Here is a 25,678-nt window from a genome sequence, read left to right as displayed (position 1 = left end):
CGATGGCCGATCGGCCGGACACCGATTCTGTCGGCGATTCTGAAGGCCGCTGAACAGGGTCCGAAACCCGTCCGCATCGGCAGTCGACGCGCTGGCCTGCGGGGGTGATGTCCTGCCTGTCTTCGCTGCTGAAGATCGCTCTGGAAAACGATGCGGATCTGGCCGCGACCGCTCAGGCGACTCTGGCGGAAATGCCGGGCGAAAAAGTCGACGGACAGGTCGCACTGCTTCCGAAAGCCGAAGGAAAATGTATCCGCTGCTGTTGCGAGTCGTCGTGGGCCAGCGCGCATCGACGCTGTACCGGAGCTGCTCGTGCGATCACGCCGACAGCGATCGTGCGGCAAGCGCGGCTCTGGACGCTTGGCGCGCGAAACCGTGCGCTGCAAGGCTGTCCGTGCTGATTTCCCAGGTCGTGTCGCCAAAGCACAGGGAAGATGCAGCCGTGGCTCAGCAGGCCCTGAAAGTGCCAGTGCCCGGATGGCTCGATCGGGAAGCCTGTGCGGCCGAACTCTCCGCGGCCGTTGACAAGTCGTCGTCGATTGCTACGAAGGTCGCTCTGCTGGAAGTGCTGGGAGCTGTCGGCGGAACCAACTCGCTGGCCGCGATGGACGCCGCCGGGAAAAGCAGCGATGCAAAGCTGCAGGACATCAGCACGCGTCTGCTGGGAGAATGGATGACGGAAGACGCGGCTCCCAGCGCTTTGGTCTGTCGAAGACTTCGTCGAACCAGTACCAGGTGCGGGCTCTGCGCGGCCACATTCGCATCGCCAGACAGTTCGTTCTGCCGGAAGATCAGCGAGCGGCAAATGTGTGAACAGGCACTTGCCGCAGCTCTGCGACCGGAGAAAAGAAGCTGGTGCTGGACGCGCTGCGCGTTATCCGAAGCGCGGAAAGACGCTGAAGGCTGCGTCGACGCCATGAAGGTTCCGGAACTGAAGGATCAGGCGACCGAAACCGCACTGGCGATCGCTCAAAAGGTCGCCGGCGACGGTGTGGATGTCAGCAAACTGCTGGCCGAAGGCGGCTTCGATAAGGTCCGGCTGGAGATCGTCAAAGCCGAATACGGTGCCGGCGATGCTACGAAGGACGTAACCGAGCTGTTGCAGAAACAGGCCCGGATCTGCCTCTGATCACTCTGGTATCCGCCAGTTACAACGCCAGCTTCGGCGGCGACCCCGCTCCGGGAACGCCAAAGCTGCTGACCGTCCAGTACCGGATCAATGGCAGGGAAGCCGAGACAACAGCCTGTTGAGAATTCCGTGATCGTCCTTGCCCATGCCAAAGTAGGCAGTGATCGACCACTAAAATTCCAGCATCAGCTTGCTGTTCCCAGGCTCCGGCCTGGGGAACTTTTTTGGTAGGCGTTCATGATAGCTTCACGGTGCTCCGGAGGGCGTTCAGTGTTGCAATTGTCACTCATGATTGTCACCGTTTCGGCTGTGCTGCTGCCAACTCATGTTGCTCATTCGACAGATGGCGAATTCGAAAGTTGTTTGGGCCTCAGAAGTCTCTGCCAAAAGCAAGCAAATCCATCAGCCACCTTATGCAGGAACGTCTTCCCGAAAAGGCTATGAAGTGCGGGTTTGCGTCACCGGTGGAGCGAAGCGACGCTGCCGAAGGTTGTTACAACGGTTGTCGCCGGAGATATTCAAAGTATCGAGCGGTCCGAGATTCAGATTGACCAAAGAAAAAAATACGTAATGGAAGTGCGTTCGTGGAAGATCAAACGGCATGACATTGCTGCATGTGGAAATCACTTCCGGGCCTTTGAAGGTGAAGCTGCATTCATCTCCAGGATGGCGATGTCTCAGAAGATCATTGGTTGGCAGCGATCCAGAAACAATGGAAATTGTATCATTGTATGAGATTCCGGAAAACATTGTGGTTGAAGACGGCCGATTGGAATGAAGCGTAGTACAAATGATGATGAAGTGACGGCGGTGGCCACGAAGGTGCGTCAGTCTGTGCCAGGTGGCAAGCCGCAGGAAGATAAGTAACGGAGGACATTAAAGGTGTCCGGAACCTGTGGTGTAGCTGTCTATTTCATCGTGGAAACTGAAGTGGCGTGAGATTGCGGTTGCGGTACGACACGCGGATGGACGGATCCGGAGGCACATCTGGGCGACAAAGAAAGTCAGGAATCTTTGATCGACTTCATTCCTGAATACTGCAACGAGTGTCCAACATCCGCGGGGATGGTGATGCCTACGGCTTCGATAATCTGCGGCGATCAAAGTCACAGGACGTGACGACGCTGGGAGGCAGTCGGACGGGGCTGTGCGGTCGATCACGCGGCGGTATGATTCTCTGGGGCGGTGGACAAGATCACGTCGCACGGCAACCAGACGGACGATCCGGACGATACCACCCCCGTTCCGTTCTGGCCCGGTGGCATCAGCGCAGGCCGGAGAAATCGGAAAGACGTGCGGCTGTGCCACTGGTTGCGCCAGTGCTCCTCAGTCAGGTTAACGGGAACACTGGCACAGCCAGTGGCACGCAATCCGATCGTCGACAGGCGCACCCGCCCGGCGGTATGATTCATAGGGACGGGTGGACAAGGTCACGTTCGCGCGGCAACCAGACGGACGAGGAGCGATAAAGGTGTCAGAACCATTGATCGGCTGGTTCCTGAAAACTGCAACGAATCTCCACAATCAGCGGCGAGCGATGATCGCCTTCTGCCTTCGGAAAATCTGCGTAATTCGCAGTCGCAGAAGGTGACGACGCTCGGAGGTGCGACGGACGGGGCAGTGCGGTCGATCACGCGGCGGTATGATTCTCTGGGGCGGGTGGACAAGATCACGTCGCACGGCAACCAGACGGACGATCTGACGATACCAATTCCCGTTCCGCTCCGGCCTGCGGCACCGGGCGCAAGGCCGGAGAATCGGGAAGACGGTGGAAGCGTGCCACCGGCTGTGCCAGTGCCCTCAGTCAGGCAACGGAACACTGGCACAGCCAGTGGCACGCAATCCAACTGTCGACAGCGACCCCGCCCGGCGGTATGATTCACATGGACGGGTGGACAAGGTCACGTCGCGCGGCAACCAGACGGACGATCCGGATGACACCGCCCCGTTCCGTTCGCCTGCGAAATTTCAACTTCAAGCCGCTCGGGTCGATTTCATTCCGAGCGGAAGCTCGAATCGCCTCGCGGGGCTCCCGCGTCGAGAACCAGATCGTGTACACGCTCAATGATCCCGGCAAAGTGACGAAGAGCCAGCAGTCGCACTCCGGAGCGGTCAGCGGCAGCACGCCCAGTGTGCAGGCCCAACGGGCCGGACAATCATCCAGCCTGGGGCGGTGCCCCAGGCTTGACGAACGAACGGCTGGCCCGTTGGGCTGGAACTCAATGGCCTGGCGTGGACCAGCGCGGCAACTGGCCGAACTTCACGGAAGACAGCGACGGCAATGGCACCGAATATCAGTACGACGGCAGCACTCGCCGCATCGTAAGAATTCTGTACAGCGGCGGCAGTCTCGACGAACCCCGACACATGTATTTGTCGCTGCAGAATCAGCCGCAGCCTACGGAATCTCGCGTGCCACGACGACGATGTGCTGGCCTTTGGGAACCGGCGCGACCCATGCCTGAGCCAGAACGACTCCGTCCAAAGCGGCCACGCAGGGCCACGGGTCCAGGTCGATGCGATCAAAGTCGTGCAGCAGTCCGACGGTTTGCCCCTTCCTGACGGTCGTTCCGCATTCGACCAGCGGTTCGTAGTGGCCGGCAAACGGCGCGACAATGAAGCAGTCGCGATCGACCATCTCCAGCTTTCTCTGCGTCCCCGCTTTGTGGTGGGCAATCGGTTCGATTTTTCCGTGCAGGAGGTTGTTGTTGATCGCGGCGGCGAGCACTCCCTGACGTCCGTATCGCACGCCTTCGGGATTGACGGATCTGCCCCAGCCGAGTTCCGTGCCGACGGTGATCTTGCCCAGGCGTTCGGCTTCGCTGGGCAACAGTCCGGGCGTGATGTTCTGATAAACCATCAATGACGGCGTGCCGTACCAGCGAGCCGTCTGTTCAATCCGCTGGCTGAGTTCCGGGTCATCCACCGGATGAAAGTTGGAGCAGATCGAAAACCGGGCGACGTCACCGCCGGAATGCAAGTCCAGCACAATGTGAACCCGCGGCCAGATGTATTCCCTCACGAAAGCCGCGATGCGGTGAGTGATCCCCGACAGTGCGGAGGTCGTACCGGCACCGTCCACGAACGCTCGATTAAGATTTACGCCGTCTTCATCGCGGCTTTCTCGCGTCCCGGACAGAAACGCGGCCGGGTTCAGCACGGGAATCAGAATCAAGCGGCCTCTCACGTCACGAATATCAATCTCACGCAGCAGGTGCTTCAGAGCGACGGGTCCTTCGTACTCGTTGCCGTGATTGGAACCGAACGCCACCAGACCCTGGCCGTCTTTGGTTTCGGGACCGACGAAGACCGTGAGCGGAATCAGGTGATCTCCCCAGATGCTGTCATGTTCCAGAGCCAGCCAGTAATCGCGGCGGCCGGGAGAATCGAGGTCCAGGGATTCGGGACGTACGGTCCTGCGTTCCATGTCTTTAGACTTTGATAAAGATCTTCACGTGGCGACGTGATGTCGGTGCTGCGAATAATTCTAACAATGGCCCGTTGAACGAGCTACAATGAGAAGGCAATGCCGACACGATTGGAACTGGTCAAGAAACACGGGCAAGGTTGAATGCACGAAGAACTGCGGAAGATGCTGAAGGCGTCGCCATTCGTTCCATTTACGATCGTGATGAGCGATGGTACTCACATCACGGTAAAGCATCCGGAGAATGCGTTGCTAATGAAGCACTGGATCTACGTGGCCACGGACGGCGGCGAGACGGCCGAACACTTGTTCCTGCTGCACATCACGCGCCTCCAAAGGCACCAGGCGGAGGCCGCGTAGCGCGTGCGGATCGCCGAGTGCCGTACCCCGCTTTCGGTGACGATCGGTCTCAACGACGCGACTATTTGCGACTGTGCAGGAATCGCCTGCGTGATCGGTCCCCCTTCAATCGCTGACACCCAACAAGTCGTCGGACGATACGTCCGGTGGCGTGTCATTTCATGGATTGTCATCCTGAACGGCGGATCGCGGAAGGAGAAATGGGTGTGAATTCCGTCAATCCGCCAGTCGATCCGTGCAGTCGACGAGCAGCCAGCACGCGCCGGAGGCAAGGTACATCGCCGACAGCAGAACGAACAGCGGATTCCAGTCGGTGATGGCGGCTTCGGCACCGTCGACCAGTGTTTTCGTCGTGAACAGATCCAGCACGAACCCGAACACGATCGGCATGAAGACTCCGCCGATGGTTCCGGCGGTGTTGATGATGCTGAACACGGTCGCCGTGAAGCGTCCTCCCAGATCCGTGCAGGCTCCCCAGGTGGTCGGCTGACTCCAGTCGCTGAAGAATTTCGCGGCCATCAGCAGCCATGCCGCGGTCACTCCGTCGGACTGCAGCACAACCAGAGCCAGCATCGCGCAGCCGATGACTTTGCCGACGCAGCCCACTCCGCTGCGAGCCCAGCGCCGATTGCCGGTTTGCTGAATGATGCGATCATTCAGCCAGCCTCCCGCGATGCCTCCCAGTGCTCCGCCCCACAGCGGCAGGCTGGCGAGCCAGCCGGTCTTGCTGATATCGAAATTGTGAGCGGCCAGAAAGTAGGATCCAATCAGACTGACAAACACGACATCCGACCCGGCGTCCAGATATTGTTGCAGCGTGAACCACCGCAGACTGTTGTTCCGGAGTGCCGTTCCGACCGGAAGCACGGTCGTTTCGGAATCGCGCTTCGGAGCGTCCGTCGAACCGCCGCGAATCAGATCGCGTTCGGCGTCGTTGACGCGCGGATCCTGTTGCGGTGAGTTTCGGAAGCAGGCGAAAAAGATTCCGCAGTGCAACAGGCCGATGATGCCGATCACGGTGATCGCCGCCTGCCAGCTCAGACCCCACGCACCGATCAGCAGCGTCCCCAGTATGATGGGTGACATCGCGCCTCCGGCGCGGCCGAAGGTGGTGGCGACCCAGCCCTGCATGACGGTGCGCTGCCGCGGCGGAAACCATTGCTGGCTGATCTTCGTCAAAGCGGGATAGCAGCCCGCCTGAGTCGCTCCGAACAGCAGTCGCCAGAAGCCCAGCAATACAAGGCTGCCGGTATGAGCAATCCCGGTCAGGGCAACCGACCACGCGGCGATGATTGTCGTCAGTACGCCGCGAGCCCCGAAGCGGTCCGTGATGACTCCGCTGGGAATCTGACCGGCGGCGTATGTGTAGTAAAACAGAGAAAACAGAAACCCGGCCTGAGTATTCGTGAACGCAAACTCATCCTGAAGTTCGGGGCCGATGATATTCCAGCTATAGCGGTGCAGATACAGCAGAAACGACGTCGCGCAGGCCAGAGTGAACACCAGCCAGTGGACGTTCGTCGCTGGTTCGTCCGTTCCGGAGATGGCCGGGTGCGGGTCGCCAACGGGGAGGACCGAATAGGGATTCTTCTCGTCCACGCCGTCACCTTGTTTTCCGGGTGAACCCACGAGTTGTACGTTTCCGGTTGATGCCGGAAGCCAATTGCAAGCGGAGTCGGCCCGTTTGCGGAAGTCGGGTGCCTTCCGTACAGGTTCTTCCTTTCACCGCGCCGCCGGCGAATCATACAGGAGACGTCCGACAGCAATTTTTGGTGCAGTAACCCGGTGTGAAGTGCGCCGAAACGGAAGTTAGCGACGAAGATTCTGGTTTTTCGTTGTGTTACTCTGAGAACAGCTCCGGATCACTTCCTTCGTCCGCTTTTCAGGTTCGACAATGTCGAAAGAAAACCGACCGGCCACCGCCGATCATCAGGACCGCGCGGCACGGCTTGTCAGTGCCTGCCGAAAGATTCGCGAACAGGTGAGCAGAATTGTCGTCGGGCAGGACGAGGTTGTCGAACAACTGCTGATCGCGATTCTGGCCCGCGGACACTGCCTGCTGGAAGGCGTGCCGGGACTGGCCAAGACACTGATGGTGCGGTCGCTGGCGGAAACGATGAACCTGACGTTTCATCGCATTCAGTTCACCCCCGATCTGATGCCGGCAGACATCACCGGCACCGACATCATTCAGGAAAGTCGCGAAACCGGGCATCGTGATCTGGTCTTTGAGAAGGGGCCGATCTTTACGCAGATGCTGCTGGCGGACGAGATCAATCGCACGCCTCCCAAGACGCAGGCCGCGCTGCTGGAAGCGATGCAGGAACATGAAGTCACCGTCGGCGGCAAGACGTATCGCCTGGAAGAACCGTTCTTCGTGCTGGCGACGCAGAACCCGATTGAACAGGAAGGCACGTATCCGCTTCCTGAAGCTCAGCGCGATCGATTTCTGTTTCATGTCAAAGTGGACTACCCGACTCGCGAACAGGAAGCGGACATCATTGACCGCACCACGTCGACTTTGTCGGCAACGATTTCCCCGGTAGTTTCCGGGCAGAGAATTCTGGAATGCCAGGAAACGGTCCGGCTGGTTCCACTGCCGGATCATGTCAAACAGTTCGTGCTGGACCTGGTTCGGTCAGCCCGGCCTGGTGAACCCGGTGCAGCGAGCTGGGTGCGCGAAATGATCGAATGGGGCCCCGGTCCGCGGGCCTGCCAGCAGATCGTGCTGGCGGCCAAAGCGCGAGCCATCATGCATCAGCGCCACCATGTGACGCGCGACGACATCGAAGCCCTGGCGTACCCGGTCTTGCGGCACCGCCTCGTGCCGACGTTCAACGCGGAAGCCGAAGGAGTCAGCGTCGACGACCTGATTTCCCGGTTGCTGAAGGAAATCCCGGCAACCTCAAAGAAGCTGCTTTGATGTGAAGACCACCGGGACGTTTCCGATCGTCGACGTTCCACCGCTGCGATTCTCAATTCTCAATTTTCCATTCCCGATCGTTTCCGCCGCCCGTTATGCCTCACGTTTCCGAAGTCCTTCCTGCCGGCGACATCGGCAGATTCGTCAACCTGCAGGTGCTTGCCAGGCAGGTGGTGGAAGGCTTCTGTTCCGGACTGCATCGGTCGCCGCACAAAGGGTTCAGCGTCGAATTCCGCGAACACCGGCAATATGTTCCCGGCGACGACATTCGCGACATTGACTGGAAGCTGTACGGCAAGACCGACCGGCTGTTCATTCGTGAGTACGAAGAAGAGACGAACCTGCGCTGCACGATTCTGCTGGATACCAGTGGCTCGATGGGGTATTCGGGATCACGCAGCAACGGACTGACCAAACACGGCTACGCAATTCGGACGGCCGCGTGTCTGGCGTATCTGATGCTGCGGCAACAGGACAGTGTCGGGCTGGTGACGTTCGACACAAGAGTCCGAACCTACATCCCGCCGCGCGGGCGGCCGAAGCATCTGCAGGCGATCATTGATTCTCTGGCCGCCACAAAGCCGGAACGGGAAACCGAACCGAGCGACGTGTTCCACGAAATCGTCAGCCGAATTCAGCGCCGCGGCCTGCTGGTCATCATTTCCGATCTGTTCGGAGACGTTGACCGACTGATGAAGGCCCTGGCACATTTACGTCAGGCGAATCACGAAATTCTGATCTTTCAGATCTGGGATCCCGACGAAATCGATTTTCCCTTCCGGCAGTGGACTCAATTCGCCTCGCTGGAAACCGCCCATTGCCGGCACCTGGTGGATCCCGCGCAGCTTCGCCGCGCGTACCTGGAAAAGCTGGCTCAGTTTCGCGAACAACTTGCCAGCGGCTGCAATCGCCAGCGCATCAGTCTGATTCCGCTGACCACCGATCAGCCCTATGCCGAATCTCTGGCGGGCTATCTGGGTCTGAGAAGGAAGTCGCGATGACGTTTGCCAACCCGCTGCTCGTCTGGGGAACACTGGCGGCGGCGATTCCACTGGTTCTGCATATTCTGAACCGCAGTCGGTTTCGACGCGTGGAATGGGGGGCCATGCACCTGCTGGAATCCGTTGTCAGAATCAATCACAAACGATTTCGGGTTGAGCAGCTTCTGCTGTTGCTGATTCGATGTGCAATTCCGGCGCTGCTGGCAATCTGCCTGGCTCGTCCCCTGCTGACGGGCGGGCGAAATCCGGCCGGTGACTCGCCCGTCTCGCTGGTGGTGCTGCTGGACACCAGCTATTCGATGGACGCCGTCACCGGGACGCGAACGCACTTCGACGACGCTGTTTACGCGGCCTGTCAGATTGTTGAAGCGGCGGCTCGCGGATCTGAAATCGCCGTGATTCAGACCGGTGGAAGCCCCGAGCTGCTGTTCGATCAGCCTCTCTTCGATGCGGATGCCGTCGTTCGACGCCTGAAGGTCGCCCGGTCCGGGTATGGAGCCAGCGAAATGCTGCCGGCTCTGGATGCCGGTCTGGCCACACTTTCCAAGATGACCAACCCGACAAAGGAACTGGTCGTCATCAGTGATTTTCAGCCCGCCGACTGGAATCGCGGCGGCAATCTGGCGGATTCGGTCCGCGATCAGGTTGCCGCGATGTCGATCCCTCCGGAACTCACGCTGCTGCCTGTCGGAAAGCCGGTCCAGGGAAACGTGTCGATCGAATCGCTGCAGTTGCCCGAACGGCCGATGGGGATCGATCAGCAGATCTCCGTGCGCGCCGGTGTTCGAAACTACGGTACCACGCCCGTCGAATCGGCCCGTATTGTCCTGACACTGGATGGAACGGAGCAGGTGGTGTCTCAGGTGACGCTGGCGGCCAACGCGTCCGCGCAGGTCTTGCTGCCGTGCCTTCCGTCCGGGTCCCATGTCATTGATGTCGGGATTGCTGTCGACGATCTCTGGCCACGGACAACCACTTTTCCGCCGCCGTTTCGATTATCGAACAGATTGATGTCCTGCTGGTCGACGGAGAACCGGATTCGCAGCCGTTGAAAGGCGAAACCGACTTTCTGGCCATTGCGCTGACACCGTACACGTTCGGCGGAGTTCGGCTGTCGGATCTGGTGAACTCGCACTATCACCGATCCGGGACAGCTCACACAGGAATTGCTCGGCACGGCACAAGTTGTGCTGGCGAATGTCCCGCGCCTGAACGATGCACAGGCCGATGCCGTTACGGAATTCGTGCACAGCGGCGGCGGCGATGGTGTCCGGGCGGACGAATCGACTCGCAGTGGTACAACGAAAAACTGTTCCACGGAAAGCGGTTGCTGCCGGCAGCATTCGGATCGCCGCAGGGAATGATCGACGGAAAAAGCGCTCACGTGGTCGCTCAGTATTTTGACCATCCGGCTGCAGTTTTCAACCGTCGAACGGTGATCTGTCGACGGCCGAGATTCGTCGATGGTTTCCACTGGTTCCCGCGGAAGGAACATCCACCGCGGACGATGTCCGGACAGCGGGTTCGCCGCTGGTCATGGCGAGTCTGGACAGTGGTGATCCGTTCCTGCTGGAAGGCTCGCGGGGCGAAGGCGTCGTCGTGCAGATGGCGACCGCCTGCGACGCTGACTGGTCGGATTTGCCTCTCCGGCCCTTCTTCGTGCCGTTGATGCAGCAGCTTGTGACAACGCTGGGCAAACCGCTGGCACCGCCGAGAAACATTCGTACCGGCGAACCTGTTGTGGTCCTGTTTGACGCCGCCAAGGATGCCGCCGCCGCGGACCATCCGCTGTCAATCGTGACGCCTTCGGGTGGGCGCCGAACGCTGCGAGCCGTGCCCGAGGGCAATCGCCTGGTCGCTCGGTTCGAACACACCAATCAACCGGGACAGTACGCGCTGAGTGCTTCCGATGGCGGCACGATTCACTTCGTCGCTTCGACATCGCGCGAAGAATCCGACCTTTCCGTGATGGATGAGTCTCGGCTGAGTTCGCTGGCCGAAAGTCTGCACGCGGAGCTTGCTTCTTCGGCAAGGGAGTTTCTGGAGCGTGACAGACTGCGCCGACACGGCAGAGAAATCTGGAAGCTGGTGCTGATTGCGCTGCTGGTGTTCATGTTTCTGGAACTCGTTCTGCAGCAGCGCTTTTCAAGGGTTCGCACATGACGAGCCTGCGATTTGTCGGAGACGTGCCGGTCTGGATCGGGCTGCTGCTGGCTGCGCTGGCCGCCGGACTGTCGTGGCGATATTACCGTCGGGAAAGCTTCGATCTGCCGGCGAACCTTCGATGGCTGCTGCCCGCGCTCAGGTCGCTGGCCTTTGTTCTGGCGCTGCTGCTGCTGACGGGTCCCGTGCTGCATCATCGAAAGGTCATCGGAGAACCCGGCCGCGTGAAGATCTACGTTGACGCGTCGCAGAGCATGGACCTTGTTGACCGTCACCTGACCGATGAGCGAAAGCTGCTGATCGCGCAGTCGCACGGCTGGCTGGAGCGAGGCCGCATTGATTCCCGCCTGCATCAGCTCGCGAACCAGATTCACGACGTTCGCGAACGAACGCTGTTGGAACTCCGGGCCGAACAAGTTTCCGCCGACGACATCATGAAGCTGCGTGACGATCTGCTGGAAGTCCTCAATTCCGCGACCGAAGTCGCTAACGAATTTCCGGAATCGGAACAGCACGATTCGGCGGACGATGAGTCCAATGGAATGCAATCGATCAGCCTGCTTCAGGCGATCGTGCGTCCAGCCAATCAGAACGCCACCGAGGCCGACATGGCACAGCTTCTGGCGGCGTGTGAAACCACTCGGTCGGTCGAAGACCGCATCCGACAGACGTTTCGCAGGGAAGTTCGAAACCTGGTTGATTCCGGCGATGCATCCGTGAAAGCGGCGCTGGCGATGGCGGACGAAACAACTCGCTGGCGACGATGCGAACAACTGCTGTTGGAAGGCTCCAAAGCTTTGTTTGACAACCTGAAGCGGTTTCACAACGTGGAAGTTTTCGCGCTGCACAATCAGCAGGCGGTTCTGATGCTGGATAGTCAGATTACCGCTGAAGTGCCGCGCGAATTCTCCGAGACCGCAGATGCGCCCGTCTCGGATCTGATCAGCGGCATTACGGCAACGCAGACATCATCCGTCAGCAGATCTTCGGTCGGCAATGATGGCGGCGCTGTCGAATTCGCCGGACGCACGACGGCGGTAGTGCTGCTTACTGACGGACAGCACAACGCCGGTCCGTCACCACTGCCCACGGCTCGCATTCTCGGCGGCCAGGGCATCGCCTTCTTTCCCGTCGCGATGGGCGCGGATGTGGCGGCTCCGGACTTGTCCGTCACGGGGCTGGAACATCCTCAACTGGTTTTCCGAAAGGATCGTGTCCGCGGGTCGATCATCATTCAGGATCGAATGCCCGCCGGGCAGCCGACAGTCGTGCAGATTGAACACGACGGTGACGTCCTGTGGGAGCAGCAACTGCTGACGGATGGCAGTGGCGAGCGACGCATCGCCTTTGAATTCGGCATTGAGGAAATCGTGCAGCGGCTCAGTGACCGACTGGCCGGCGAGGTCCGGCAGCATTCACTTCCGCTGGCGATGACCGCGTCGATCAGACCGCTGCAGGATGAGGCCGACTCGGGCAACAACCAGCGCACGCTGCGATTCGCCGCGATTACGGAGAATCACCGGATGCTGATCCTCGACGGCCGATCTCGCTGGGAAACTCGCTACCTGCGGAATGTGTTTGATCGAGACAGTCAGTGGGACGTCGACGCGATCATTACCGAATCCGGCGGTGCCGCAACGCTGCCGCGCGGGGACGGGAACGACATGTTTCCGGAATCCCGCGACGCCTTGTTCGATTACGATCTGATCATCTTCGGCGAAGTTCCTGCCGAAGCGTTTGCCGAACACGAACTGCAGTGGCTTCGCGAATTCGTCGAACTGCGCGGCGGCGGTGTTGTGTTTGTCGATGGTCAGCGGAAACAGTTGGCGGCGTTCGCGGACCGGACACTGGCGCCGCTGCTGCCTGTTGAGTGGCTTCCGGAACCGTCGTCAGCAATGCCTGAACAACTGCGGCTGACGGATCAGGGAGCCCGGGAACCTGCGCTGTCCGTCGAAACGGACGACGCGGCCAATCGGGAATTCTGGGCGCAGTTGCCGCCGCCGCACGTGATCGCCAGTGTGTCGGCTCAACCAGGAGCCGAAGTGCTGGCCGAAGCTGTAATCCACGGAAGCGCGACTCCGGCGATCGTGACACAGCGCATCGGCGCGGGGCGAGTTCTGTATCTGGCGTTCGACGAAACCTGGCGATGGCGCTATCGGGCGGCCGACACGTACCACCAGCGGATCTGGAATCAGCTTGCGACCTTAGTGATGCCGCGGCCCTTCGCTTCCAGTGATGAGTACGCGGCGATTGATGCCGGGGCCGTGAGTTATTCGAACGGTGACTCCGCTGACATTCGCGTCCGGCTGACTGGCGTCGACGGAAAGCCGGTCGTCGCCGCGACCGTGGACGCGCTGGTGTGGAAGGACGGTCGCGTTGTCGAATCCGCCGGACTGACTCCCGACCCCGATGTTCCCGGGCTTTACCGCGGACGTTCGGGAGCGCTGTCGGAAGGCGACTACGAAGTGTCCGTGAGGGCGTCCGGATTCACCGAACAGGCGCTGAAGGCTCGCGCGCAGTTTGTGGTGCTGCCGCCGGAAACCGGAGAACGGAACGAAACTGCCTGCAACGAACCGCTGCTGCGGCAACTGGCGGACGCATCCGGCGGCGTCTTTCTGCGCGAGGAACAGGCCGATCAGTTGCCGGACCTGCTGCGTCCGTTCAGCAGCGGCCACATCGTGGAATCGGACACCGCTCTGTGGCAAAGCTATTGGTGGTTTGCGGCGATTGTTATTCTGCTTTCACTGGAATGGTTCCTGCGCAAGCGCGCGGGGCTGTTGTAGTGCGTGAGGCTTTTTCATGAGCATCCGACTGGACCCGACCGTTGCCGACAAGCTGCAGCGCATCGGCCGTCGCCGACTTCACCTGCTTCTGGTGAGAGGCTTCTGCACCGCGATCGTTGCGTTCCTGGCCGGGATGGCGGTCGTTGCCGTCGCGGATTGGTATTGGGTGCTCAGCGATCAGGTTCGCTGGGGACTCAGCATTGCGGCTTATGCTGCGACGGCCGGCGCGGTCTGGCTGACAAGCCTGCGAAGACTCGTTCGATCGCCCGCCGAACGCGAAATCGCGGCTCACGTCGAAGTCGCGGCGCCGGAACTTCGAGAGAATCTGCTTTCGGCCGTTGAGCTTGCTGCCGACGATCCGGCTGACATCCACGACTCACCTGTGTTTCGAAGTCTGCTGCAGGGCAGAGTGGCGGAACAGATGTCCGGTGTGCGAGTTCCCGGAATTCTGCCTGTTCGGCTGCTGTCCAGGTGGCTGCTCGCGGCACTGGTTCTGGCGGCTGGCGTCGGTGTTTTGCTCAGCGGTTCCGATTCGCGGTTTCGAATTCTGGCCGTTCGCGCGTTGCTGCCCGGTGCCAACATCGAACGTGTGTCGCGAATCCATGTCAACATTCGGCAGCCGACGCCGACTTCGCTGACCGTCGCGACTGACGAAACCGTGGCGGTCGTTGTTGAAGTTTCCGGCGGAACCGTTGAAGACGTCACGCTGGAAGTGTTTTCGAACGACGGGTCTTCCGTGCGTCAGGCGATGCGCGCCCGGACTGAAACCGAATTCGCCGCAAACCTGCATGTCACGGCCGACACCGAATATCGCATCCTGGCCGGTGACGCGATCACGATGCGCCACACGATTCGCGCAAAGAACCGGCCGCGCGTTGTTGCGTTTCAGAAGACTTATCGTTTTCCTGAATACTCCGGCCTGCCGACAACGTCCGTCACCGAAGACGCCGGCGACATCGTGGCATTGACAGGAACGCTGACAGACCTGACGCTGGAACTCGACCAGGCGGTGTCGGCGGCGGAACTGCGGATCGACGGCGCGAAATTCGGCGACGATGTGACCATCATTCCTCTGCAGCAGGTCGACGACAGTCGCTGGAGCGCCACCGTGCCGGTGAATGATCCGGGGATTTACCGAGTGCGGCTGGTGTCCGCCGAAACGGGTTTCGAGAACGTGTTTGCGCCGCGTTACGAGATTCGCCCGATTCCGGACCTGATCCCGCGGGCTGGTTTCGTCGATCAGACTGAAATGAACCTGCTGCTGCCGCCGAACGACATTCTGGCCCTGCGCGGAATGGCAGAAGACGACCTGCCGCTGGAACGGCTCGACCAGGAAATTTCGGTCAACGGCCGCGAATGGCAGGTCATTCCGCTGGTCGTCACGTCGGCCGACAGCGACCGCAATGACGACGACACACGTGCCGATTCCGCAGGGCGCGAACGAGCCGTCTACCGTGTCGATTCGGCGTGGAACTGGGATCTTCTGAAGCTGAGCCTGAATACTGGCGACCAGGTTTCAACGCGGCTGGTGGCAACGGACCGTCAGGGCAATCGCGGGGAATCCGTGCCGCTGCGAATCGTTGTTTCCGCGCCGGAGTTTGATCCGGATCGCCATGCCGTCATGGAAACGAAAGCCGCTGTGTACGATCACTTCGTGCAGTTGGCGACGATTGCCGAACAGCAGAACTCCGCGGCACTGGAAATCATCGCCCGGCTGCGGGATTCCCCGGACCAGTCGGAAGAATCGCGGGCTCTGGATCGAACCACGCTGGCCGGACTTTCGAACAGACTTCGTGACGCCGCCGGCGACCTGCTGGACCGGATTCCCGCCGTCACGCGTTCGATGCCCGCGGGTGCCGACGCTCTGGAACTCTATCTTGCCGGTTCCCTGATCGCCCGGATGAGGCAGGAACATGCCAGCCGGCCGCTGGCAATTCTGCAGTCGATGCAGCACGCTAAAGACGCGGATCAGATGCAGGCGGATCTCAACCAGTTGCAGCAGGCGTTTGAACGATCGGCGGACGATGCAAAGACGGCCGCCATTCATTTCCAGCAGCTCATTTCGCACAACATCGTGGCCGCCGCCGCGTTCGACTTTGATGCGCTGATGCGCCGGCAGCGGCTGGTCGTGGAAAGCTCGACACAGACCTGGCCACGGCTGCTGCGCCAGGAAACGCTGGTCCGCAGCCACCTGCTGGCCGTGGAGCGACTGCTGGAAGACCAGCGCGACCGTCTGCCGGACCACATGCGAAATCAGGTCAGCCAACTGCTCGATTGGTGCCACCAGCAGCGCGACAGGCTTGACGGAGCGATGGAATCCGAAGACCGGCTGCAGGAACTTCAGCAGGCCGCCAGAGGTCTGCTGACCGAACTGGAACAGCGCCAGCGAATCGTTGAGATGGATGGTGGTCTGCCCGGCCGGCTGACTCAGGCGCGGCGGGAGTTTGATGTCCGGTCCGGAAGTCTTTTCGAGCCTCTGTCACAGGTCGCGGATGCCGCACGGGAAGAACTTCGGTTGCGCGATGCCGCGGCGGTGGCTTCGGATTCCGAACAGGCGACGGAACTTACGCGGCAGGTTCTGCGGTATGCCGCGGAGATCGACCGGCAGCACCGGCAGAGTCTGGAACAGCTTCGGATTCGACGTGACCTGACACAGTGCCGCATTGACGCGGATGCTCAGTTTGCGGCGGACGCAGGTCTGACCAGCCGAGCGGTGACATCGCTGCTGAATCAGTTCCGCGCCAACGAATCCGGAGACTTCGCAAATCCCGGAGTCGTCAGCGTACCGGAAGCTCTGAAGGAAATCGCACCGGCGTATCGCGTCCTGGAAGCGGGGCATGATTTCGCCGATGTGATTTCCTGTCTGGATACTCTGATTCCGCTCGAACGCTGGCAGTCGCAGGAAATCACGGGACGCACCGATCATCCGCGCCAGTGGGACACGATTCAGAAGAACCTGGATGAAGCCGTGAATCACCTGCGCGCGGCGGGGATCAACAACGAACTGATGGGTCGCATCGATCAGGTTCGCTGGTCGCCTCCCGTGCATGAAATCGGACGCCGCATCGGTCAGCGGCGGTGGACGTTCGACGAGATCGTTTCCGCTGGTTCTGACCTGATTGACCTGCGTGACAGACTGCAGCCGCTGAACGACGAACTGCAGCCGATCCTGGCGGAAGCTCGCGCGGTGATCGCGAAGTACGCTCCGACGATTCCGGAAATGGCCCAGCAGCTTGCCGGGCAGGTTCGGGATCTGGAACAGCAAACGATCGCCGCCGCAGAAGCCGCCGATCCCGCGGCAGACCGATCGCCGCCGGATCAACACACGGATCTGCCGGCGCTGCAGCGGGAACAGGATCGCATCAATGTCCAGCTCGACGACCTGTTCGAAGCGCTTGTTGAAGATGCCAACCAACAGGATCTGCAGGATTCCGATCAGCGCGAACGGGCGCGGGACGCCGACGACAGCATCGCCTTCGTTCAGCCGCCCGCCGAACGCATGAACGCGGCGATGCAGGCGGCGCAGCAGACGCCGGTTCCTGAACAGCAGGCCAATGAGCTGTCGACGGCCGCCGAACAGCAGGAACAGACGGCTCAGGCACTGGAACTGGTTGCCGAACATTTCGACCACATGCGCCAGGGGCAAAACATCGCCGAAACCCGCGCGGAGCTGCGGCGGCATGAACAGGAACTCGGGATCGCCCGGCAAATGGATCAGAAGTTCGACCCGGTTGAACAACTGGCTCGCGACGGTCAGCGGAGCCCGAAGGATCGCATGGCCGAACTGGAGGCCGAGCTTCAGCAGAATCCGGCAATGCAGCATGCGCTGTCGGAGATTTCCCGGAACACGATTCAGGAAGCCCGCAGTGCTCTGCAGGACGCGGCGCAGCGCGACCAGGAGATTCAGCGAGCGAATGAACGCTCGCACGAAGAGTTTCAGGCGAAGAAGCAGCAACTGGCCGAAGATCTTCGCGAACTGGGACGTGACGCCGCGGAACTGGCGCGACACCAGACCTCCCATGCGCACTGGTCGGCGTCTCAGGCAAAAACGCCCGAAGCTCAACGGCAGTTTTCCGAAGCTCAGCGCAGACTCAACGAAGCCGCTCAGGCTGCCAACAGCGCAAACGAAGGCGAGTTGCTTGCCGATCTCGCAAGCAAGCTGCAGGAAGCGCAGCGAGCGATCTTTGATGCATCGCAGCAGCTCAAGTCCGGCCGGCAGGGTTCCGCCGCCGCGAAGGGCCAGGAGATTCACGCCGACGACAAGGCTCGTCAGAATGCAAAGAAGTCGCAGGAAGATCAGCGCGGCCGGTTTCTGGAACAGCGAAAACGAGAAGCCGACAACCTCATTCGTCATCGGGAAAATCAGGAACGGCAGGCCGAACAGCAGGTTCAGAACTTCCGGAACAACGTCAACAATCGCGATCAGCAGGTTCAACAGGCGAAAGAACAACTGAACCAGAAACCTGATGACGACAATCGCAGGCGGCAGGTCGAGCAGGCGGAAGCTCGCCTGGCGGACGCTGAGCAGAAGCTGGAGCAGGCGATCGTCCGGGCCGAAGTCGCGGCGCAGCGAACCGTCGCCGAACGGAAGGATCGAAGTCAGCTTGATCAGATTCCGCTGCCGTCGCTGGATGACAGCAACCCGGCTGCCCAGGCCGCGGAAGACTACGCCGATCAGGCGATCACCGCCGCGGACCAGCTTGCCGAACAGGCGCGGCAGATTGCAGAACGCGCCGAATTCGGCAGCGAGATGACTCCCGCGCAGGGGCAGTTGCAACAAGCGGTGGCTCAGCAGGAACGCGTGACGCAGGACACGAGTCAGGTCGCCGATGATGTCAATCGCGCGGCGCGGCACGAACGCCGGCTGGAAAACGCTGTTGCGGCGGAAGCACTCAGCCGGGCGGCCCGGAATGTCGATCGCGTCGCCGACAACGAAGCCACACAGGCGACTTTGCAACTGCAGGCCGCCGAACAGACGGCGCCCGATCCGTCGCAGCCTGACCGGCAATCCGACAATCTGCCGGCACTGGCCGCGAATGAGAAACTGGCGGTTTCCGAACAGGCCATTTCCGAACAGGCCGACGCCCTGACGCAGATCCTGACGCCGATGCAGCAGGCCGCGAATGCCGCTGCGCTCGCGCAGTCGCAGCCGGGTGACGCGTCCGTCGGTGACGCGTCCGCCGGTGAAACGGCAGGCAGCGACCAGGCACCGTCGCCGGATTCCGCCGCGTCGCAGGCGCCGCCGTCGTTTACGCCGCAGCAGGCGGCCGCCGGCCGGCAACTGGCTCAGGCACTGGATTCACTTGACCGGCAGCAGTCCGCGCAATCGAGTCAGTCAAGCGCGATGTCGGGACTCAGTCGGGAAATGCAGGCTCAGCAACGGCAGATCGCATCGGCTCGCGCGCGCGATCGGAAACAGTCGGCGTTTGCAAGTCGAAATCAGGGACGCCAGCCGCAGGGCATTCCCGCTTACGACGGCGACACGGGAACGTTCGTCGTTGTTCCTGTGAATCGCGATAGATCGGAAGAGTGGGGCCGGCTGCGCGAACAGGCCGCCGAAGACCTGACCCGTGGTCGTCGGGAAGCTGTCTCCGCGGAGTACCGCAAAAGCGTCGAAACGTACTTCAAAGTCCTTGCCGAACGATCGCGGAAGAGCCAGTGATGATGCCGATGCAAGCCGTTCCAAAACTCATCCCGGCACTGCTTGTCGTCATTTGCTGCGCTCACTTTGCGCCTGCTCAGGATCAGGCAGGTTCTGTTGACGTGTCTGCCGCTGCTGCATTCGAAAAGGACGGTGTTGATCCGGCGGTCGACAAAGCCGTCAGTTTTCTGATGCAGCAGCAGAAGGAGAATGGCTCCATCACGGACAAGGGTTACGACACAACGATGACGTCTCTGTCGATCATGGCGATGGCCAGCGTCGGCATTCAGCCGGCCGATCCGGACGCGCGCGGGCAGGCCATGAAGAAAGCCCTGGACTTTGTGCTGCAGGACGATCGTCAGGATGAGCAGGGCTATTTCGGCCAGCGCGATGGATCGCGCATGTACGGCCACGGCATCACAACGCTGATGCTGACGGAAATGCTGGGGATGGGCACCAGTGATGAGCAGGATCGGCTGCTGCACGACAAATGTCAGAAGGCAATCGACCTGATCCTGAGTTCGCAGAAGGAACGCAAGCCCGTCGATGATCGCGGCGGCTGGCGCTACACTCCGGACGCCGACGACTCGGACCTGTCGGCGTCCGTGTGGCAACTGATGGCTCTGCGATCCGCAAAGAACGATGGGCTGGACGTTCCGGCAGGTGCCATCCATGACGCCGTCGAATACCTGAAGCGGTCGTATTCCTCGCCGCTGGATCGCAATGGTCTGCCGGCCGATAAAGCCGGCGGGTTTTGTTACGAACCCGGCCAGCGTAATCCCACATACACGATGACGGCTGCCGGTCTGCTGGCGATGCAGGTCTGCGGCGAATACGACTCACCGCTGGTTGCCGGGGCCGCCGACTGGCTGCTGGCACATCCGCCGAAGTGGGAAGAACGTTTCTGCATGTATGGCACGTACTACTACGCTCAGGGCATGTATCAGCGAGGCGGAGATCACGCCGACACCGCCGCGCAACTTGTGCAGCAGATGCTTCTGGAAAAGCAGTCGGATGATGGTTCATGGGACGCGGCGAATGGCGAAGAACGCAACGCCGGAAGAGTCTACGCAACGTCAATGGCAGTCCTGAGCCTGTCCGTGAAGTATCACTACCTGCCGATCTACCAGAAGTAGTTCCGCCCGGAGTTGTTACAACCAACGGCGGCGACGCAAACTCGGCGGCGGTCGCGCGGTGGTTCCGGATCACTAAGACGATTTCTAAATTCGAAATGGATGCCGTCTGCGCCATCCGGTTCCGTTCGAAACATTGACGGCGAATTGGTACCGTGAACCCTCATGCATCGGACCGAGTCGACGCCGCTTTCAGTTTGCACGAAGTGAACCTGCGGCCTGGGGCAACCCATCGGTTGACGGTGAGATCATCGGCGGAAGGCATTGCTGAATCGGGAGTAAAACCATGTCGAAAACTTATCGTGTCGGAATCATCGGCAGCACCGGTCGAGGCGACTACGGACACGGAGTCGACGTTGCTTTCACCAAACTGGAAAACGTCCACGTGGCCGCCGTTGCCGATCCCGATGACAAGGGCCGTGCGGATGCTCAGAAACGCACCGCTGCTCCGCAGGCGTACTCCGACTTTCGCAAAATGCTGGCTGCCGAAAAGCCGGACATCGTCGCCATCTGCCCCCGCTGGATCGACGCGCATCATGACATGCTGATGGCCGCTGCCGAACATGGCTGCCACGTCTACATGGAAAAGCCGTTCTGCCGGACTCCGGCCGAATGCGATGACGTTGTGCGAGCGATGGAGATGCGGCATCTGAAGCTGGGGATCGCTCACGTCAGCCAGTACTCACCGGTGCTGGACACCGTGCTGTCACTGATCCGCAGCGGCGAAATTGGCGACGTTCTGGAAATTCGCGGACGCGGCAAGGAAGACAATCGCGGCGGCGGCGAAGATCTGTGGGTCCTGGGATCTCACGTGTTTGGCCTGATGCGAAGTCTGGCCGGCGGCGACGCGGTTTCGTGCCACGCAACGGTGACTCAGCAGGGTCACGCCGTCACAAAGGCGGATGTTGTCGACGGAGCGGAAGGCATCGGCTTGCTCGCCGGTGACAGTGTCCAGGCTCGCTACAGTTTTGCAAACGGAATCTACGGGCACTTTGCTTCACGACGCGCGATGGGAGGTAACCCGTCGCGATTCGGGCTGCAGGTATTTGGTTCACGCGGCATCATCGAAATGCAAAGCGGTTACCTGGCTCCGGCCTACATCCTGCGCGATTCAAGCTGGTCTCCCGGACGGACGGGAAAGGCCTGGGAAACGATCACCTCGGCCGGCATCGGCAAGCCTGAACCCCGCACCGACGGAACCTACGAAGGCGGCCACATCGCGGCGATCGTCGATTTGATTGGCAGCATCGAGCAGCAGCGATCCACGAAATGTTCGGCCGAAGACAGCCGGGCCATCATCGAAATGATCGCGGCGGTGTTTGAATCGCACCGCGTGTCCGGTCCCGTCGACTTGCCGCTGCAGACTCGCGTGAATCCTCTGTCATTGATGTAGGCCGTTCCACCGCTGTTCGAGAATCTTCGCCATGATTTCGATCGACCTTTCGGGAAAGACGGCCGTCGTCACCGGGAGCGGGCGCGGCCTGGGGAAGGCGACAGCGCGAACATTGCATGCTGCCGGAGCCGCCGTGGCGATCAGCTATCTTCCGGACGCTGACGGCATCAATCAGCAATTGGCGGAAGCCACTGCCGATGAACTGGGACCGCAGGCGATGGCCGTCGCCGGAGACGTCCGCAGCCGTTCGTCTCTGAACGAAATGTTTGACGCCGTGACGGGACGTTTCAGTTCGGTCGACATTGTCGTGAACAATGCCGCCGTTCTGCGCGACCGGTCATTCGGCAAGATGGACGACGACGAATGGAATGCGGTGCTGCAGACGAATCTGACAGGTGTCTACAACGTCTGCAAAGAAGCCGTGGAACGTCTGTCCGACGGCGGCCGGATCGTCAACATGGCGTCGATCTCCGGGTTCACGGGCTTCTTCGGTCAGGCCAATTATTCGGCTTCCAAAGCGGGCGTCGTCGGGCTGACGAAAGTGCTCAGCCGGGAACTCGCCCGCCGACGAATCACCGTCAACGCCGTTGCACCCGGTGTTGTGTTGACGGAAATGGGCGCATCGATCCCGGAAAAAGCCCGCGTTGAAATGCTGAAGCAGATTCCGCTGAACCGTTTCGGCGAACCAAACGAAATCGCGAACGCCGTTCTGTTTCTGTGCAGTCCTCTGGCCAGCTACATCACCGGCCAGACTCTGCACGTTAACGGAGGCTGGTTCGGATGAGCGACGTCCGCAGCCGGAAGCAGTGTTCCGCCGATGAGGCCGTGCGGCTGATTCAAAGCGGCGACACCGTGGTCTGTGGCGGGTTCGTCGGTGCCGCTCATCCGGAAGCTCTCACAGCGGCGCTTGAACGCCGGTTTCTTCGCGACGGTACGCCTCGCAACCTGACGCTCGTTTACGCGGCCGGGCAGGGTGACGGAAAGTCGCGCGGCCTGAATCACCTGGCTCATCGTGATCTCGTGAAGCGTGTTGTCGGTGGTCATTGGGGGCTGGCTCCCGGACTGGGCCGGCTGGCCATCGACAATCAGATCGAAGCCTACAACTTCCCGCAGGGAGTCATCTGCCAGTTGCTTCGTGACATCGCCGCGGGCCGCCCCGGCTGCATCACACACGTCGGACTGGGAACCTTCATCGACCCGGAACAGCAGGGCGGCCGCCTGAACTCGCAAACCACCGAAGCGCTGGTGGAACGCGTGACGCTGAACGGACGGACCTGGCTGTTCTACAAGGCATTTCCAGTGAATGTCGGGCTGATCCGGGCCACCACAGCAGACCCGTTCGGCAATCTGTCGATGGAACAGGAAGCAATCATCGGAGAAGTTCTGCCCGTTGCGCAGGCCGTTCACAACAGCGGCGGAACGGTGCTGGCTCAGGTGAAACGGTTCAGTGACAAACCGGCGTCGCCGCAGGCCGTGCGCGTGCCGGGGATTCTGGTCGATCGCATTGTGCTGGCGGACGACCACCAGCACGACCAGACGTTTGCCGAACAGATGAATTCGGCGTACTGCACCGCGCCGCAGGAAGGTCAGTCAGTCACGGCGGCGCCGATGGAAATGAGTGAACGCCGCATCATCGCGGCGCGAGCGTGTGACGAGCTTCGAGTCGGAGACATCGCCAATCTGGGTATCGGCATGCCCGAAGGTGTTGCGCGTATCGCGGCAGAACGCGGTCTGCTGGATCAGGTCACGCTGACTCTGGAAAGTGGTCCGATTGGCGGTATGCCGGCAGGCGGCCTGAGCTTTGGCGCGTCGGAGTATCCGCTGGCCGTCATCGACCAGCCGGCACAATTCGACTTCTACGACGGCGGCGGACTGGACTACAGCGCGCTGGGTGCCGCGCAAATTGATCGTTTCGGCAACGTCAACGTTTCCATGTTCGGCCCGCGACTCGCCGGAGTCGGCGGCTTCGTCAACATCTCTCAAAATGCCAGGCGGCTGATCTTCTGCGGCACAATGACCTCCGGCGGTCTCGTCACACGTGTCGAACACGGCAGGCTCGTGATCGAATCCGAAGGACGGACAAAGAAGTTCGTCGCGCAGGTGGATCAGGTTTCCTTCAGCGGAAGCCTGGCAGCCGACTCCGGTCGACCCGTGTTGTTTGTCACCGAACGTTGCGTGTTCCGGCTGACTTCTGACGGACTGCAACTGATTGAGACTGCTCCGGGGATCGATCTTCAAACGCAGGTGCTGGACGTGATGGAGTTTCGTCCCGTGATACGTGACGTCCGGCCGATGCCCGCCCATTTGTTTGAACGGTGATGAACTCCATGAGCGATGACATCCGGCCATCCGCAGATTCCGTGCGTCAGGTCGTACTGGCCAGTTTTGTCGGCACCGCGATTGAGTGGTACGACTTCTTCATCTACGGCACCGCGTCGGCTCTGGTATTCGGGCAGTTGTTCTTTCCCAACGAAGACGCCTTCGTCGGCCGAATGGCGGCGTTTGGAACCTTCGCCATTGGTTTCTTCGCCCGTCCGATCGGAGGCATTGTGTTTGGTCACTTCGGTGATCGCATCGGGCGGAAGGCAATGCTGTTCACGACGCTGATGATGATGGGCACCGCCACGTTTCTGATCGGCGTGCTGCCCACTTATCAGTCCATCGGCGTGGCCGCTCCCGCGCTGCTGACTCTGCTGAGACTGATTCAGGGGTTTGGCGTCGGCGGCGAATGGGGCGGAGCCGTGTTGATGGCGGTCGAACACGGACACAAAAATCGCCGCGGGTTTTACGGCAGTTGCGTGCAGATGGGAGTCCCCGCGGGCCTGCTGCTGGCGACAGGAACCTTCGCGGTCTTTTCGAGCATGGACGAACAGGCGTTCCTGAATTGGGGCTGGCGAGTTCCGTTTCTGCTGGGAATCGTGCTGCTGGGAATCGGAATGTTCATCCGGGTTCGCGTGATGGAAAGTCCGCTGTTCGCTCGCGTGCAGCACACACGCGACGTCAGCCCTCTGCCGATTCTGGACGTGTTTCGACACTACAAGAAAAACGTGCTGCTGGCGATGGGTGCTCGATTCGCCGAAAACGCGTGCTTCTACATTTTCAGCGTGTGGGTGATTTCCTACGCGACAGAACAGCTGGAACTTGCGAAGTCCGGTGTGCTGACGGGAGTCTGGATCGCGGCGGGCTTTCAGTTGATCGCGATTCCGGCGTTCGGGCTGTTGTCGGATCGTGTCGGTCGACGGCCCGTGTATCTGTGCGGCGCGATGTTTCTGGTTGCGTTCGCGTTTCCGTTTTTCTGGCTGATCGAAACCCGAGTGACCGCTCTTGTCTGGCTGGCGATTGTGCTCAGCATGATCGGTCACGCGGCGATGTATGGTCCTCAGGCGGCTTTCTTTTCGGAACTGTTCGGCACCCGAGTTCGCTACAGCGGAGCGTCCATCGGTTATCAACTGGCATCGCCTTTCGCAGGCGGACTGGCTCCGCTGATCGCGACGTGGCTGCTGAAGTGGGCAGACGGCAGCTCGTGGCCGGTTTCGATGTACCTGATTGCCACCGCCGCCGTGACGCTGACGTCGATCTGGCTGACTCTGGAAACGTTCAACCACGACCTCGACGAACCGGGATCAGACAAAAAGCCTCCCACCGAATCTCCGGGGGGCTCGACCGACTCGTTCGGCCGGGTCGCGTAGCGACAGGATGTGACATCATGCGGGCCCGATTCTTCG

At 60.7% G+C, this 25,678-nt stretch carries 16 protein-coding genes; 14 read left to right on the top strand and 2 right to left on the bottom strand.

All coding sequences use genetic code 11. The features are described from left to right. The first annotated feature begins 107 nt into the window (after positions 1-107). Together R3C19_09830 and R3C19_09825 are read left to right on the top strand one after the other, a co-directional pair. A complete protein-coding gene (locus R3C19_09830) occupies positions 108-401 on the top strand; it encodes a hypothetical protein (protein ID MEZ6060650.1) in 294 nt (97 codons plus the stop codon). After that, on the top strand, positions 395-1,129 hold the full coding sequence (locus tag R3C19_09825; GenBank protein ID MEZ6060649.1) for a hypothetical protein: 735 nt from the start codon (positions 395-397) through the stop codon (positions 1,127-1,129). Before R3C19_09830 ends, R3C19_09825 begins: the two co-directional genes overlap by 7 nt. Before the next feature lie 2,398 nt (positions 1,130-3,527). Here the strand turns inward: R3C19_09825 and R3C19_09820 are convergent. After that, the gene (locus R3C19_09820; protein MEZ6060648.1) at positions 3,528-4,556 is read right to left on the bottom strand and encodes a succinylglutamate desuccinylase/aspartoacylase family protein; all 1,029 of its coding nucleotides are present in this window, start codon (positions 4,554-4,556) and stop codon (positions 3,528-3,530) included. 144 nt (positions 4,557-4,700) lie between these two features. On the opposite strand from R3C19_09820, the gene R3C19_09815 reads away from it, so the two are divergent. Further along, on the top strand, positions 4,701-4,916 hold the full coding sequence (locus R3C19_09815) for a hypothetical protein (GenBank protein ID MEZ6060647.1): 216 nt from the start codon (positions 4,701-4,703) through the stop codon (positions 4,914-4,916). A gap of 216 nt (positions 4,917-5,132) precedes the next feature. Here the strand turns inward: R3C19_09815 and R3C19_09810 are convergent, their stop codons facing one another. Continuing rightward, positions 5,133-6,545 (bottom strand): MFS transporter, encoded by a 1,413-nt coding sequence (locus tag R3C19_09810; protein ID MEZ6060646.1) that lies wholly within the window; start codon positions 6,543-6,545, stop codon positions 5,133-5,135. 265 nt (positions 6,546-6,810) lie between these two features. Here R3C19_09810 and R3C19_09805 point away from each other — a divergent pair, with 265 nt between their 5' ends. The 11 genes from R3C19_09805 (at position 6,811) to R3C19_09755 (ending at position 25,642) form a co-directional block, all read left to right on the top strand. After that, positions 6,811-7,839 (top strand): MoxR family ATPase, encoded by a 1,029-nt coding sequence (locus tag R3C19_09805; protein MEZ6060645.1) that lies wholly within the window; start codon positions 6,811-6,813, stop codon positions 7,837-7,839. Positions 7,840-7,934: 95 nt separating this feature from the next. Further along, positions 7,935-8,840 (top strand): DUF58 domain-containing protein, encoded by a 906-nt coding sequence (locus R3C19_09800; protein ID MEZ6060644.1) that lies wholly within the window; start codon positions 7,935-7,937, stop codon positions 8,838-8,840. Further along, on the top strand, positions 8,837-9,892 hold the full coding sequence (locus tag R3C19_09795; GenBank protein ID MEZ6060643.1) for a BatA domain-containing protein: 1,056 nt from the start codon (positions 8,837-8,839) through the stop codon (positions 9,890-9,892). The genes R3C19_09800 and R3C19_09795 overlap by 4 nt, the downstream gene beginning before the upstream one ends. Before the next feature lie 484 nt (positions 9,893-10,376). Beyond that, complete coding sequence (locus R3C19_09790) at positions 10,377-11,003, top strand: hypothetical protein (protein ID MEZ6060642.1); 627 nt, start codon at positions 10,377-10,379, stop codon at positions 11,001-11,003. After that, a complete protein-coding gene (locus R3C19_09785) occupies positions 11,000-13,786 on the top strand; it encodes a hypothetical protein (protein MEZ6060641.1) in 2,787 nt (928 codons plus the stop codon). The genes R3C19_09790 and R3C19_09785 overlap by 4 nt, the downstream gene beginning before the upstream one ends. Positions 13,787-13,802: 16 nt before the next feature. Then, positions 13,803-19,448, top strand: a complete 5,646-nt coding sequence (locus R3C19_09780; protein ID MEZ6060640.1) for a DUF4175 family protein — start codon at positions 13,803-13,805, stop codon at positions 19,446-19,448. After that, complete coding sequence (locus tag R3C19_09775) at positions 19,448-20,563, top strand: prenyltransferase/squalene oxidase repeat-containing protein (protein MEZ6060639.1); 1,116 nt, start codon at positions 19,448-19,450, stop codon at positions 20,561-20,563. Before R3C19_09780 ends, R3C19_09775 begins: the two co-directional genes overlap by 1 nt. Before the next feature lie 283 nt (positions 20,564-20,846). Continuing rightward, the gene (locus tag R3C19_09770; GenBank protein MEZ6060638.1) at positions 20,847-21,953 is read left to right on the top strand and encodes a Gfo/Idh/MocA family oxidoreductase; all 1,107 of its coding nucleotides are present in this window, start codon (positions 20,847-20,849) and stop codon (positions 21,951-21,953) included. A 31-nt stretch (positions 21,954-21,984) separates the two neighbouring features. Further along, the gene (gene fabG / locus R3C19_09765; GenBank protein ID MEZ6060637.1) at positions 21,985-22,737 is read left to right on the top strand and encodes a 3-oxoacyl-ACP reductase FabG; all 753 of its coding nucleotides are present in this window, start codon (positions 21,985-21,987) and stop codon (positions 22,735-22,737) included. Beyond that, positions 22,734-24,272: a CoA-transferase gene (locus R3C19_09760; GenBank protein MEZ6060636.1), complete on the top strand. Its 1,539-nt coding sequence runs from the start codon at positions 22,734-22,736 to the stop codon at positions 24,270-24,272. The genes fabG and R3C19_09760 overlap by 4 nt, the downstream gene beginning before the upstream one ends. A gap of 8 nt (positions 24,273-24,280) precedes the next feature. Further along, positions 24,281-25,642, top strand: coding sequence for an MFS transporter (locus tag R3C19_09755; protein ID MEZ6060635.1), 1,362 nt, complete (start codon positions 24,281-24,283; stop codon positions 25,640-25,642). Positions 25,643-25,678 lie beyond the last annotated feature (36 nt).

Source organism: Planctomycetaceae bacterium (genome assembly GCA_041398785.1).
Taxonomy (GTDB): Bacteria; Planctomycetota; Planctomycetia; order Planctomycetales; family Planctomycetaceae; genus JAWKUA01.
The sequence above is the reverse complement of the archived record's forward strand: the minus strand, read 5'-3'. Positions and strand labels throughout refer to the sequence as shown.